Below are 13,992 nucleotides of genomic sequence, written 5' to 3'. Positions count from 1 at the left end.
GGGAGTTCAACCATGTCAGATCGTCATGTCGATGGACCGCTTCAACCGGGTGATCGCGCACCAAACGTCGTGCTGGAGGCCATCACACGCGAAGGGAAGATCGCACTCGAGGATTACCGCGGGCAACGTCCGATATTGGTCGGCTTGTTTCGGGGCCTGCACTGCCCATTCTGCCGGCGCCACATCGCGGCGCAGGCCCAGCTCGACGGCGCGCTGCGCGGAAGGGGCATTGAAAGTCTCACGATCGTCAATACGCCGGCCGACCGGGCGCGGCTCTACTTCCGCTATCATCCCCTGCCGAACTTGCTCGCTGCCTCCGACCCCGAGAGGGTCTCGCATCGTGCGTTCGGTTTGCCCAATCTCGAGTTCACGGAGAACGAGACCGATTGGCCGCGCAAGGTCGGCATGGATGTGCTCATGAGCATGCCACCAGTCGATATGCCCGGCGAATTGCCTGGTCCGATGGCGCGTCCGGCGGCCGCCGAGTACCTCAACAACAAGGATGGCTATGAGATGACCGAAGCCGACCAGCGCATGGCGGCAGGCGGCACAGGCCAATTGTTCGGCCAATTCCTGCTCGATCGGGAAGGGATCGTGCGCTGGACCTTCACCGAGGTTCCGGATGGCGGCCGGCGCATGTTCGGAGCGCCGAGCCATCAGGAGCTGATGTCGGCCGCCTCGCAGGTGGCAAGCTAGGCAAGGAAGATCAGCTCGCCGTCCTCGGCTGCCTTTCCGCCAACGCCGCCGCCATCGCCGAGATCAGCGGGCGCATGAAGAAGGCTTCGTCGGCCGGCGAAACGTCGGTGCGCAAACCATGCGCGGCGAGTTCGCCGGAGACGGCCGGTCCGACTGAGGCGATCAATGTCCGCTCAAGCCCCGCGCGCAGCTTCGCTTCGCTGCCATGCGCCTTGGCCGCCTCGATCAGCCGGCGGACCTGGCCAAGATTTGTCAGCGCGATGGAGTCGATGCGCCCCTCCGCCATCTCGTCGATGGCGGCGACGATATTGGCGTTCGCGGCTTTGGAGTCGTAGACGTAAGGCAGCACCGTATCGACCTCCGCACCTTGCGCCGCGAGTGCGCCGGTCAGCGCGCTGTGGTCCTTGTCCGGATAGAGCTGGAGGCCGAGGCGGTGCCCCTTCAAGTCGAGCTTGCCCAGCATCTCGATCACGCCTTCGGTGGTCGGCTTCTCGGTGGTCTGCTGCGCCTCGAGCGCGATTTCACGCAGCGCCTTGCCGGGTTTCGGCCCGCGGGTAAATTTTCGCGTTTTGGCCAGTGCCGCGACAAAGTCTTGGTCGAGCCCGCGCGTGCGCGCGAGCTTCATGATCCGCCGCAGGCCTTCACCGGTCATCAGCACGAGGTCGTCAAACGGCTTGTCGATGGCGCGGCGGATCCAGGCTTCGACGGGGGCCGGGTCCGGCGCATCCTGAATGGTGAACATGGGGCATTGCACGACCTCGGCGCCCTGCTCGGCCAGGAGCTTCGAGAACTGCGCCTCCTCGCGGGTCTCCAGGATCAGGATGCGGGTGCCGTTCAAGCGGTCGGCCATGGGCGTGCTCCGGTCAGTCCAATATCGCAATCGTCCGTTCATCCTGACTCCGTCGTCGGGATTGGCGCAAGGCCAGCCACAGTGCTAGAGCAGGGCGCAAATCGCGGGTCGTTCCGCGCCGCTGCCCAATCTTTCGTCAAGAGCCATCTCTTCAACAGCCATCTCTTTAACAGCCATGCCCGATCATCAATACGTTCTGACCCTGTCCTGCCCGGATCGTCCCGGCATCGTCTCGGCGGTGTCGACCTTCCTGGCGAACTCCGGACAGAACATTCTCGACGCCCAGCAGTTCGACGACGTCGAGACCAAGAAATTCTTCATGCGCGTGGTGTTCACCGCGGCTGATCTCGCCGTGGAACTGGCGGCGCTGCAGACCGGCTTTGCCGCGATCGCCGAGCGTTTCGGCATGGAGTGGCAGATGCGCGATCGCGCCGCGCATCGCAAGGTGATGCTGCTGGTGTCAAAGTCCGACCATTGCCTGGTCGACATCCTCTACCGCTGGCGCACCGGCGAATTGCCGATGAGCCTGGTCGCGATCGTCTCCAACCACCCGCGTGAGGTCTATGCCGGGCTCGATTTCGGCGAGATACCGTTCCATTATCTGCCAGTCACCAAGGAGACCAAGCGCGAGCAGGAGGCCCAGATCCTCGATCTCGCCGCCAGGACCGGGACCGATCTCGTGGTGCTCGCCCGCTACATGCAGATCCTGTCGGATGATCTGTCGGCAAAACTGTCCGGACGCTGCATCAACATCCATCACTCGTTCCTGCCGGGCTTCAAGGGCGCCAAGCCCTATCACCAGGCCCATGAGCGCGGCGTGAAGCTGATCGGCGCCACCGCCCATTACGTCACGCGCGATCTCGACGAAGGCCCGATCATCGACCAGGACGTCGAGCGCATCAGTCATCGCGACACGCCTGAGGATCTCGTTCGCAAAGGCCGCGACATCGAACGCCGCGTGCTCGCGCGCGCAATCCGCTATCACCTCGACGACCGCGTCATCCTCAACGGCCGCAAGACCGTGGTGTTCGTGGATTAGCGAATGGTGAGTGGCGATTAGGCGAATAGAAAAGGGCGCATATTCGCCACCTCAGTGCACCGCCTCGCCCGACGTGGATCCGGTCGCGCCCTTCTGCGCCTGCTCTTCCTTGTCGCGATCCGCCGCCGGCATCAGCCGCTTGCGCTCGCGTTCCTTCATGTAGGCGTCGTATTGCGGCGTGCCCGGCCGGGGCGGGGCATCCGCCGGCAGGCCGCCGGCCCATTGCGGGATGTAGTCGCCCATGCCGGCCGAGAGCTTTTCGTTGACCGTGCCGCAGCCGGACAGGCCCGCGGCGAGCGCGAGCAGGGAGACGATGAAACGGAAACGTCTGGACATGGTCGGGTGCAGCAATCGGGACGAGGGACCGGGCGCCGGACGAGCGGCGCTGTCGGAACGGTAGCCTTCAACAAGGTAAAATAGGCTTATTCGAGATAGGTATAAAAATACCTGGATGATATCGGCGGATCGGCTCTCACCGATGTCCGGATTCTGCAAATGAAAGACGAAATTCTCCATCCACGCCGACGGACGCATTCCTAGACTGCAGCCGTCGGCTCGCGACAATCTGCTTGGCTGGCGCGAGGGCTTTTTCGTTGACAGCTCCATTTCATTTGTACAATCGTACAAATGAAATGGAGCGAACTCGGGGGCTCGGGTTACCTGACGTAACCGCGACATCGCTTCCAATCTTGGTTAACCGAACGCGCGGGCATTGCGCCGAATGGTCGCCAAACGTCCGATTGACAATGACGGCCCGAAAGACGCCATGTGGCGCGCGATATCGCGCATGCGCGGGTCAAAGTGAGGCAAGGATCGGGGCACTCGGTCCACCGCGGGAATGAAGGGGAGGGACATCTGATGTTCGAACACAAGACGTTTTCTCGGGCGGCTGCCATTGCCGCCATCGCGGGCCTTGCGGGCCTCTCACCGGCCAAGGCGGAAGACACCGTCAAGATCGGCCTGATCCTGCCGATGACCGGCGGCCAGGCCTCGACCGGCAAGCAGATCGAGAACGCGATCAAGCTCTACATGCAGCAGAACGGCGAAACCGTCGCAGGCAAGAAGGTCGAGATCATCGTCAAGGACGATGCGGCGATCCCGGACAAGACCAAGACCGCCGCGCAGGAGCTGATCGTCAACGACAAGGTCAACTTGATCGCCGGCTTCGGCGTCACGCCGGCGGCGCTCGCCGCTGCGCCGCTTGCCACGCAAGCGAAGATTCCGGAAATCGTGATGGCAGCGGGCACCTCCATCATCACCGAGCGCTCGCCCTATATCGTGCGCACCAGCTTCACGCTGGCGCAGTCCTCCACCATCATCGGCGACTGGGCGGTGCAGAACGGCATCAAGAAGGTGGCGACGCTGACCTCCGACTACGCGCCGGGCAACGATGCGCTCAACTTCTTCAAGCAGAATTTCACTGCCGGTGGCGGTGAGGTGGTCGAAGAGGTCAAGGTGCCCCTGCAAAATCCTGACTTCGCGCCGTTCCTCCAGCGCATGAAGGATGCCAAGCCCGACGCGATCTTCGTGTTCGTGCCGGCGGGCCAGGGCGGCAATTTCATGAAGCAATATGCCGAGCGCGGCCTCGACAAGGCCGGCATCAAGGTGATCGGGCCGGGCGACGTCACCGACGACGATCTCCTCAACAACATGGGCGACGCCGTGATCGGCACCGTGACCGCACATCTCTATTCCGCGGCCCATCCCTCGCAGATGAACAAGGACTTCGTGGCGGCGTACAAGAAGGCCTTCAACAGCCGTCCCGGCTTCATGGCGGTCAGCGGCTATGACGGCATTCACCTGATCTACGAGGCACTGAAGAAGACGGGGGGCGACACCGACGGCACCAAGCTGGTCGAAGCCATGAAGGGTCAGAAATGGGAGAGCCCGCGCGGCCCGATCTCGATCGATCCGGAGACCCGCGACATCGTCCAGAATATCTATATCCGCAGGGTCGCAAGGTCGAAGTCTGACGGCGAACTCTACAATGTCGAGTTCCAGGTCTTCGAGGCCGTCAAGGATCTCGGCAAGACCAAGAAGTGACCCGCGAAAGCGGGTCATCCCGGGGCGCGCTTAGCGCGAACCCGGGATCTCGAAGTTGTTGAAGCGAGATTCCGGGTTCAGCGCTGCGCGCTGCCCCGGAATGACGAATGTCTATCAGGATCGATCCAGTCTCGATGACCTCAATCCTCACCAACCTGTTCGATGGCGTGGCCTACGGCATGCTGCTGTTCGTGCTCGCCTGCGGGCTCGCGGTCACGCTGGGCCTGATGAACTTCGTCAATCTCGCCCATGGCGCCTTCGCCATGGCCGGCGGTTATGTCTGCATGCTGCTGGTGAACCAGCACGGCTGGCCCTTCTTCGCGGCCCTGCCGCTCGCCTTCGTCTCGTCCGCGGTGATCGGCATCGTGCTCGAGCGCACGCTTTATCGCCACCTCTATGCGCGTGGCCATCTCGACCAAGTGCTGTTCACGATCGGATTGACATTCATGTCGGTCGCGGCTGTCGACTACATCCAGGGCTCCTCGAGGGTCTTCATCAACCTGCCGGCTGCCCTGCAAGGTCAGTTCGACGTGTTCGGCGTCGGCATTGGCCGCTACCGGCTGATGATCATCGTGATCTGCGGCCTGCTCACCATCGGTCTGCAGATGGTGCTGGCCAAGACGCGCTTCGGCAGCCGCCTGCGCGCCGCCGTCGATGATCCCCGTGCCGCGAGCGGTCTCGGCATCAACGTGCCGCAGGTGTTCGCCTTCACCTTTGCTTTCGGCTGCGGGCTTGCCGGCCTTGGCGGCGCGCTCAGCGCCGAGATCCTCGGCCTCGATCCATATTTCCCGCTGAAATTCATGATCTACTTCCTGATCGTGGTCACCGTCGGCGGCTCCTCCTCGATAACAGGCCCGTTCCTGGCCTCGCTGCTGCTCGGCATCGGCGACGTCGCCGGCAAATATTATGTGCCGAAGATGGGACCCTTCGTGATCTACACCATGATGATCGTGATCCTGATCTGGCGCCCGAACGGCCTGTTCGGCCGCACGGCCGCGCGTTGAGCTTGCCGATGAGCGCTTCGTCCGACGTCGGTTATCACGCCCAGCGGCAGGCGCGCTGGCACTATGGCGAGGCCGTCTTCTGGCTCGTCGTGCTCGCCTGCGGCTTTCTGTTTCCCTCGCGTTATCTGATCATGACCGACATCCTGCGGCTGGCGCTGTTTGCGATCTCGCTCGATCTCATCCTCGGCTATGCCGGCATCGTCTCGCTCGGCCACGCCGCCTTCTTCGGCGTCGGCGCCTATGCCGCAGGACTTCTTGCGCTTCATGGCATCATCAACGAGCCGGTGCTGGCGCTGATCGCGGCGGGCCTTGCCGCGATGGTGCTCGGCTTTGCCACAAGCTTCCTGGTGATCCGCGGCGTCGACTTGACGCGCCTGATGGTGACGCTCGGCATCGCGCTGCTGCTGGAGGCGCTCGCTGAACGTTTCTCCAACATCACCGGCGGCACCGACGGCCTTCAGGGTATCGAGATGCAGCCGATCCTTGGCGAGATCCCGTTCGACATGTTCGGCAAGGCCGGCTTCTTCTATTCGCTGGCCGTGCTGTTCGTGCTGTTCCTGCTGGCCCGGCGCATCGTGCATTCTCCGTTCGGCCTGTCGCTGCGCGCGATCAAGAACAACCCGCTGCGGGCAGCGGCCATCGGCATCCCCGTCAACCGCCGCCTGATCGCGATCTATACACTTGCGGCGTTCTATGCCGGCATTGCGGGCGCGCTGTTCACCCAGACCACCGCGATCGCCTCGCTCGACGTGTTCGCCTTCGACCGCTCCGCCGACCTGATGCTGGTGCTCGTCATCGGCGGCACCGGCTATCTCTATGGCGGGCTGATCGGCGCCGTGATCTTCCGCATGCTCCAGGAAGTGTTCTCCACCATCACCCCGCAATATTGGCAGTTCTGGATCGGGCTCGTGCTGGTCGTGATCGTGCTGGTCGGCCGGCAGCGGCTGCATTACGGCGTGCTGTTCCTGCCCAATTTGCTGATCAAGCAGATTGCGGGACGCAAGGCGGTCGTGACAGTGCCGGAGAGCGACGCATGACCATCGCGCTCGAAACCCGAAACCTCGAAAAGACCTTTGGCGGTCTGCGCGTCACCCGCGACCTCTCGCTCAGGATCGAGCAGGGCGCCCGCCATGCGCTGATCGGACCGAACGGCGCCGGCAAGACCACGGTGATCAACCAGCTCACCGGCGTGCTCAAGCCGAATTCGGGTCGCATCCTGCTCGAAGGCCAGGACATCACCGATCTGCCGGTGCACAAGCGCGTGCTGCGCGGCCTGTCGCGCACCTTCCAGATCAACCAGCTCTATCCTGATCTCACCCCGCTCGAGACCATCGGCCTTGCCGTCTCCGAGCGCCTCGGCCATGGCGGCGACTGGTGGCGGCGCATGGGCACGCGCAGCGACGTCAACGGCGAGATCGCCGATCTCCTGAGGCGCTTCCATCTGCTCGATGCCATGAACGAGCAGACCGTAAAGCTGCCCTACGGCAAGCAGCGCCTGCTCGAGATCGCGGTCGCGATCGCTGCCAAGCCGCGCGTGCTGCTGCTCGACGAGCCCGCGGCCGGCGTGCCGGAGAGCGAGCGCCACGACATTCTCGCTGTCGTCGGCAGCCTGCCGCGCGACGTCACGGTGCTGCTGATCGAGCACGACATGGACCTCGTGTTCTCGTTTGCCGACCGCATCTCGGTGCTGGTCTCCGGCGCGCTGCTGACTGAAGGGGCGCCCGAGCAAGTCGCGCGCGATCCGCAGGTGAAGGCGGTCTATCTCGGCGAGGAGGCGGTCAATGTCTGACCTGCTCGCAATCGACCAGCTTCGCGCCGGCTATGGCGAGGCGGTGGTGCTGCCCAACATGTCGCTGCGCCTCGCCGAGGGGCAGGTGCTGGCGCTGCTGGGGCGCAACGGCACCGGCAAGACCACGCTGATCAACTCCATCGTCGGCGTCACCCGCCGTTTCTCGGGCTCGGTCGCGCTCGCCGGCACCGACGTCACGAGCTTGCGGCCTGACCAGCGGGCGCGTGCCGGCATCGGCTGGGTGCCGCAGGAGCGCAACATCTTCCGCTCGCTGACGGTGGAGGAGAACATGACCGCGGTGGCGCAGCCCGGTCCCTGGACCGTCGAGAAGGTCTACGAGATGTTCCCGCGGCTGAAGGAACGCCGCAGCAATTTCGGCAACCAGCTCTCCGGCGGCGAGCAGCAGATGCTGGCGATCGGCCGCGCGCTGACCCTCAACCCCAAGGTCCTGCTGCTGGACGAGCCGACCGAGGGCCTCGCCCCCATCATCGTCGAGGAGCTGCTGAAGGCGATCGGGACCATCACCCGGGCCGGCGGCATCTGCTCGATCATCGTCGAGCAGAACGCGCAAAAGATTCTGGGGCTCGCCGACCGTGTTGTGATATTGGAGCGCGGAACGATCGTCCACGACGCCCCGAGCGCCGCCCTGAAGGCCGACCCGTCGGTCCTGGAGCGTCACCTCGGTGTCGCTGGGGCGGCGGCCCACTAGAAAATCCTCGGGAGTTCAAGAATGCAGCGAACCAAAGCCCCCTTCCGTGCCGACGAGGTCGGCAGCCTTCTGCGCCCTGCCAAGATCAAGGACGCACGCGCGAAACTCGAGAAGGGCGAGATCTCGGCCGACGATCTGCGCAAGATCGAGGACATGGAGATCGAGAAGGTCGTGCACAAGCAGGCCTCGATCGGCCTGAAGCTCGCAACCGATGGCGAATTCCGCCGCTCCTGGTGGCATTTCGACTTCCTGGCCAAGCTCACCGGCTGCGAGCTGTTCCACCCCGATACCGGCATCCAGTTCGCGGGCGTGCAGACCCGTCACGACGCAGTGCGCGTGATCGACAAGCTCGATTTCCCCGACAATCACCCGATGCTCGACCATTTCCGCTTCCTGAAAAAGGTCGCCGACCAGGCCCACGTCACCGCCAAGATGACGATCCCCTCGCCAGCCGTGCTGCACTTCCGCGGCGGCCGCAAGTCGATCTCCAAGGACGTCTATCCCGACCTCGAGCCCTTCTACGAGGATCTCGGCAAGACCTACCGCAAGGCCGTGAAGGCATTTTACGACGCGGGCTGCCGCTATCTGCAGTTCGACGACACCGTCTGGGCTTATCTCTGCTCGCAGGACGAATTGCATAAGGCGCGTGAGCGCGGCGACAATCCGGACGGCCTCCAGCAGATCTACTCCCGCATCATCAACTATGCACTGGCCGAGAAGCCTGCCGACATGGTGGTGACGACGCATGTCTGTCGCGGCAATTTCCGCTCGACCTGGATTTCCTCGGGTGGCTACGAGCCCGTGGCCGAGACCCTGCTCGCCGGCACCAATTACGACGGCTACTTCCTGGAGTACGATTCCGACCGCGCCGGCGGCTTCGAGCCGCTGCGCTTCCTGCCCAGGGGCAACAAGGTCGTCGTGGTCGGCGTCATCACCTCGAAGTTCGGCGAGCTCGAGAAAAAGGACGACATCAAGCGTCGACTTGAAGAGGCCGCCAAGTTCGCGCCGCTGGAGCAGTTCGCGCTGTCGCCGCAGTGCGGCTTTGCCTCGACCGAAGAGGGCAACATCCTCTCCGAGGAAGAGCAGTGGGCCAAGCTGAGCCTTGCGGTCGAGATCGCGAAGGAAGTGTGGGGCAACTAAGCCTCGATGCGTGAGTGACGCCGAGTCCTCACCTCACACTCACTGTCATTCCCCGCGAAGGCGGGGAATCCAGTACGCCGCGGCCCATCGATTCAATCAGAACTATTTCGGATTACTGGATCGCCCGGTCAGGCCGGGCGATGACACCTGAGTGTTGGGCGAATAGCCGACATTCAACTTCAGCCCGCCAGCCTCACTTCTCCGCCAGATAGACCTCGCCCAGCAGCGACGAGTTCGACCACGGCACCTGCTTGTTCTTCGTGGCCGACACCACCTCGGCCCGCACCCGCGTCAGCATCTGCTGCACTTCGAGGCCCGGCGTGCCGAGATGACGGGACAGCGCCGCGGAGAAGGGCGAGTTGGCGCCTTCGCCATCGAGCGCGACCTGGCCGGGCGCGGTTGCGAACGCGATCAGCGTGCCGGCCCCCAGCGTCGCACCGGATCCGAGACTGGACGGTGCGGCGAGGCCCGACGCGCCCTCGATGCCGCGACTGCTGCCGGCGCTTGCGACTTGCTGCGCCATCGGGTTGTTGCGGCAGGCATCGAAGATCAAAATGTTGGTGCGAACCTGGTCGTCTAGGCCCGCCATGATCGTGTCCATGTCGATCATGGCCTCGGTCATGCTGCTGCCTGGCTTCAGCGCGACATCGACGGGAATGAGATAGTTACGGCCGTCGATCTGCACGCCGTGGCCGGCATAGTAGACGAGGGCCACCTGCGCCCGCGCGGCCTCGCGCAGGAAGTCGCGCGTCATCTTCTGCATCGCGGCGCGGTCGAGGTCGACGCCCTCCGATACCGTGAAGCCGATGTCGCGCAGGCTCTTTGCGACCGCGCGCGCGTCGTTGGGCGGATTGGGCAGCGCCTTCACATGGGCATAGGCCCCGTTGCCGATGACGAGCGCCATGCGGCTGCCGCGAACGGCCGGTGCAGGCGAGGGCGCAGGAGAAGGCGCCGGTGCCGCGCCCGTCCGCTGCGGGGCTGGCGCTGCCGCCGGTTGCGTCGGCGGCGGTGGCGCATCGCGCGGCATCGGCGCGGCTGCGTCGGTCACCAGCGACAGCCGCACCTTTGCGGTTGCCTGGACCGCCTTGCTGCCGGCGTCGGAGGCCGTGATCGCCAGTGACGCGTTGTAGTCCTCGCGGGCATGCGCGTAGTCGCCCTTGGCCTCATAGGCGAGCGCGCGATGGGCATAGCCGGAGATCAGCACGCTGTTCGGCGGCGTCATGATGTTGGCTGGGGGCTTGTCCTTGGCCAGCCGGATCGCCTCGGTGCCATCGGCGATCGCGCGATCGAGATCGCCCCTGGCGCGCCAGATCGCGGTGCGCTGGATCAGCGGCTGCGGCAGCGTCGGGTCGATCCGGATCGCCTGATTGAGGTCGGCGAGCGCGCCGTCCAGATCGCCGAGCGCCTCCTTGGAGATGCCGCGATTCTGGAATGAGAACGCCGACCTGGGATCCGCCTTGATCGCCATGTCGTAGTCGGCGATCGCCTTGGCGTAGTCGCCCTTGCCGCGCCAGGCATTGCCGCGGTTGTGGAAGATGATGCCACTTGGCGGACCGAGCCTTAGCGCATCATCGAAATCGGCGATCGCGATGTCGTAGTCGCCCTTGTCGAAATAGGCCGAGCCCCTGAGGTTGTAGACCGCCTGGCTCGGCTGCAGCCGGATCGCCTCGGTGGTGTCGGCAATGACCTTGGCGTAGTCGCCTTTCTTGTTCCAGCCCACCGCGCGCCAGAAATAGACGGTCGCGAGCTGCCCGCCCTTGAAAACCTTCAGGGCGATGATCTTGGTGCAGGCGTCGACCATCTGGTCTGCCGGCGTGGTCTCGGTGGTGCAGAGCGGCCCCAGCTGGCTGCGCGACTGGGCGGAGCAGGGCGCCGACCAAAGGGTCGCGGCGAGCAAAGCGAGCACGACGAGCAGGCGGCTCATGGGGTGTTTCCTCGAGGAGACGTGCTTGTTTGTTGTCCGGCGGCAGGTCGGGGTTCACGCGCATGTCATCGGCTGTGGGGTAACGCAGGCAGCGGTATTCCCTCGGTGGGCAGAATTTGCTACGAGGTTGGTCCCAACTTTCCTGCCCACCGCTTGCCCATCGATGAAGAACGACGAAATCCTGAGCCAAATCACCGAGTTCTGCCGCAAGGCTGACATGGCGGAATCGACGTTTGGCCGGCGGGCGGTGAACGATGGGAAGCTCGTGCAGCGCCTGCGCGAGGGCAAGCGCATCACCATCGACACGCTGGAGCGGATTCAGGCCTATATCGCGGCATCGACGACCGGTGGCCTGCCGCCGCCGCGGGGGCTCCAGGTCCCCCCGGAGAAGCGCGATCCGCGCGGCAATTTCCGCTTCTTCGAGAACCGGCAGAAATATCTGCTGTTCGTCCACACCTGCAGCGAAAAGCGGGTGATCGCCGACCGGGTGGCGCTGGAGCTGTCCACCATCCATCCGCGCCCGCCGGCGCTGCGCATTTTCGATGCCGGTGTCGGCGACGGCACGGTGCTGGCGCGCGTGCTGCGCGCCACGCATCAGCGCTACCCGCATATGCCGTTCTATGTTGCCGGCAAGGAGCTTAGTCTCGAGGATCTGCGGCTGACGCTCGAGAAGGTGCCGGACCGCATTTTCGAGCATCCGGCATCGGTTTTCGTCTTCACCAACATGTTCTATTCGGAGGCGCCGTGGCTGACGCCGGCCTCGCCTGCTGCAGCCGCGGCCACCGTCTGGCACGAGGTCCCGCTGAGGGGGGCCTCGTCGGGCGAGTTCGAGCAGCAGATCGCCGAGCTGCGGCCATTCCTGGAGCAGAATTGGCGGGCCGCGATCAGCCCGCGTACGGCAATGCCGCTTTACGAGCGGCCGGTCGTGCTCGTGCTCTACCGCGACGACCATCGATTCCTGCTCGATTCGACCATTCCCCGGCCGGGGCAGACCGAGGCCAATTTCGACCTCGTGATCGCATCCCAGCCATACCGGGCCCTGTCCTCGGTCAATTTTCGGGCTAAGCGGATCATTGCACCGCTGGCGCGGGCGTTGCGGCCGGGCGGCCGCCTGATCGGAATCCACTCTCATGGCCACGATCCCGGCATGGAAATGATCCAGGCCATCTGGCCCGGAGAAAACCCTTTCTCGGTGAGCCGTCATGAGCTATTGCGCGCCGTTAAGTATGAACTCGGATCGTTGGGCCGCGACCTAAATTTTAATGCTTACGCGGACAACCGTTCGATCTTCAGGTATGATATGGAAGCGCTGCCCAACGAGGTGACGGGTACCATCGGGACCTCGACGGCCTTTGCAGCGTGGAATGCGGCGGTGTATGTCGCTCAGATTGAGGACGACCGGTTGACAGATATGACTCAAAACGGCCGCACTCTGGATGCCGCCAGAGATGTGCTGCGGAAGTACAACGGGCTCTGGTTTCTTGACGAATCCTACGTCATCTCGCGCCGGCGTGATTGACATAATCCAACTGTAAACATCGCAAACGTCCGCCGGTAGCGGTGGAACAAGGGGTTTCTTGATGCGCGCGTCCTATCTCTTCACCAGCGAGTCCGTGTCCGAAGGCCATCCGGACAAGGTTTGTGACCGGATCTCGGATGAAATCGTCGACCTGTTCTACCGCGAAGGGCCGAAAGCCGGCATCGATCCCTGGCAGATCCGTGCCGCCTGCGAGACGCTGGCGACCACCAACAAGGTGGTGATCGCCGGTGAGACTCGCGGTCCGAAGTCCGTGACCAACGAGCAGATCGAGAGCGTCGTGCGCGGCGCGATCAAGGACATCGGCTACGAGCAGGAAGGCTTCCACTGGAAGACCTGCGACATCGAGATCCTGCTGCACCCGCAGTCGGCCGACATCGCGCAGGGCGTCGATGCGCTGCAGCCGGGCGAGGTCAAGGAAGAAGGCGCGGGCGACCAGGGCATCATGTTCGGTTACGCCACCAACGAGACGCCCGATCTGATGCCGGCGCCGATCTTCTACGCCCACAAGATCCTCCGCCTGATCTCGGAAGCCCGCCACTCCGGCAAGGAGAAGGTGCTCGGCCCCGACTCCAAGAGCCAGGTCACCGTGCAGTACGAGAACGGCAAGCCGGTCGGCGTGCGCGAGATCGTGGTCTCGCACCAGCACCTGGTTCCGGACCTCACCTCGAACCAGGTCCGCGAGATCGTCGAGCCCTATGTGCGCGAGGCCCTGCCGAAGGACTGGATCACGCCGAAGACCATCTGGCACATCAACCCGACCGGCAAGTTCTACATCGGCGGTCCCGATGGCGATTCCGGCCTGACCGGCCGCAAGATCATCGTCGACACCTATGGCGGCGCCGCCCCGCACGGCGGCGGCGCGTTCTCCGGCAAGGATCCGACCAAGGTCGATCGTTCGGCCGCTTATGCTGCGCGCTACGTCGCCAAGAACATCGTCGCCGCCGGTCTTGCCGATCGCTGCACGCTGCAGCTCGCCTACGCCATCGGCGTGGCGCGCCCGCTGTCGATCTACATCGACACCCACGGCACCGGTAAGGTGTCGGAGGATCAGCTCGAGAAGGCTGCCGCCAAGGCGATGGACCTGACCCCGCGCGGCATCCGCAGCCATCTCGACCTCAATCGCCCGATCTACGCGCGCACCTCGGCCTACGGCCATTTCGGCCGCACGCCCGACAACGAGGGCGGCTTCTCTTGGGAGAAGACCGACCTCGTCGAGCAGCTGAAGCGCGCGCTCTAGTTCTCTTGCGTCGTTCCGGGG

13 protein-coding genes are annotated in these 13,992 nt (G+C 64.2%); 10 read left to right on the top strand and 3 right to left on the bottom strand.

From position 1 onward, the window contains the following. Window positions 1-12 precede the first annotated feature (12 nt). Complete coding sequence (locus XH98_RS22055) at window positions 13-696, top strand: redoxin domain-containing protein (protein WP_220003112.1); 684 nt, start codon at window positions 13-15, stop codon at window positions 694-696. Window positions 697-706: 10 nt separating this feature from the next. On the opposite strand, the gene XH98_RS22050 is transcribed toward XH98_RS22055, so the two are convergent. Next, entirely contained in the window at window positions 707-1,546 is an 840-nt protein-coding gene (locus XH98_RS22050) for a uroporphyrinogen-III synthase (RefSeq protein WP_220003111.1), read from the bottom strand. A gap of 175 nt (window positions 1,547-1,721) precedes the next feature. Between XH98_RS22050 and purU the strand changes: the two genes are divergently transcribed. After that, complete coding sequence (purU, locus tag XH98_RS22045; protein ID WP_220003110.1) at window positions 1,722-2,585, top strand: formyltetrahydrofolate deformylase; 864 nt, start codon at window positions 1,722-1,724, stop codon at window positions 2,583-2,585. A 51-nt stretch (window positions 2,586-2,636) separates the two neighbouring features. On the opposite strand, the gene XH98_RS22040 is transcribed toward purU, so the two are convergent. Beyond that, on the bottom strand, window positions 2,637-2,921 hold the full coding sequence (locus XH98_RS22040) for a hypothetical protein (RefSeq protein ID WP_220003142.1): 285 nt from the start codon (window positions 2,919-2,921) through the stop codon (window positions 2,637-2,639). A gap of 522 nt (window positions 2,922-3,443) precedes the next feature. Here XH98_RS22040 and XH98_RS22035 point away from each other — a divergent pair. From XH98_RS22035 to XH98_RS22010, 6 genes are all read left to right on the top strand, one after another. Next, complete coding sequence (locus XH98_RS22035; RefSeq protein ID WP_220003109.1) at window positions 3,444-4,628, top strand: ABC transporter substrate-binding protein; 1,185 nt, start codon at window positions 3,444-3,446, stop codon at window positions 4,626-4,628. Between the two features lie 134 nt (window positions 4,629-4,762). Beyond that, window positions 4,763-5,632, top strand: coding sequence for a branched-chain amino acid ABC transporter permease (locus XH98_RS22030; protein ID WP_220003108.1), 870 nt, complete (start codon window positions 4,763-4,765; stop codon window positions 5,630-5,632). An 8-nt stretch (window positions 5,633-5,640) separates the two neighbouring features. Beyond that, complete coding sequence (locus XH98_RS22025) at window positions 5,641-6,669, top strand: branched-chain amino acid ABC transporter permease (protein ID WP_220003107.1); 1,029 nt, start codon at window positions 5,641-5,643, stop codon at window positions 6,667-6,669. Beyond that, window positions 6,666-7,421 carry an ABC transporter ATP-binding protein gene (locus tag XH98_RS22020; protein ID WP_220003106.1) on the top strand — a complete coding sequence of 252 codons (756 nt, stop codon included), beginning with the start codon at window positions 6,666-6,668 and terminating at the stop codon, window positions 7,419-7,421. The genes XH98_RS22025 and XH98_RS22020 overlap by 4 nt, the downstream gene beginning before the upstream one ends. Continuing rightward, window positions 7,414-8,130 carry an ABC transporter ATP-binding protein gene (locus tag XH98_RS22015; protein ID WP_271619914.1) on the top strand — a complete coding sequence of 239 codons (717 nt, stop codon included), beginning with the start codon at window positions 7,414-7,416 and terminating at the stop codon, window positions 8,128-8,130. Before XH98_RS22020 ends, XH98_RS22015 begins: the two co-directional genes overlap by 8 nt. 21 nt (window positions 8,131-8,151) lie before the next feature. Then, the gene (locus XH98_RS22010; protein WP_271619913.1) at window positions 8,152-9,270 is read left to right on the top strand and encodes a cobalamin-independent methionine synthase II family protein; all 1,119 of its coding nucleotides are present in this window, start codon (window positions 8,152-8,154) and stop codon (window positions 9,268-9,270) included. Window positions 9,271-9,463: 193 nt separating this feature from the next. On the opposite strand, the gene XH98_RS22005 is transcribed toward XH98_RS22010, so the two are convergent. Beyond that, a complete protein-coding gene (locus XH98_RS22005) occupies window positions 9,464-11,194 on the bottom strand; it encodes a caspase family protein (RefSeq protein WP_271619912.1) in 1,731 nt (576 codons plus the stop codon). 163 nt (window positions 11,195-11,357) lie between these two features. Here XH98_RS22005 and XH98_RS22000 point away from each other — a divergent pair, with 163 nt between their 5' ends. Beyond that, window positions 11,358-12,713: a hypothetical protein gene (locus XH98_RS22000; RefSeq protein ID WP_057749242.1), complete on the top strand. Its 1,356-nt coding sequence runs from the start codon at window positions 11,358-11,360 to the stop codon at window positions 12,711-12,713. A 61-nt stretch (window positions 12,714-12,774) separates the two neighbouring features. Further along, entirely contained in the window at window positions 12,775-13,971 is a 1,197-nt protein-coding gene (gene metK / locus XH98_RS21995) for a methionine adenosyltransferase (protein WP_057749239.1), read from the top strand. The last annotated feature ends 21 nt before the right edge of the window (window positions 13,972-13,992 follow it).

The sequence above is a fragment of the Bradyrhizobium sp. CCBAU 51745 genome, from assembly GCF_028128715.1.
GTDB classification, from domain to species: domain Bacteria; phylum Pseudomonadota; class Alphaproteobacteria; order Rhizobiales; family Xanthobacteraceae; genus Bradyrhizobium; species Bradyrhizobium manausense.
Note: the sequence above shows the minus strand (reverse complement) of the source record. Positions and strands in the feature narration are given on the sequence as shown.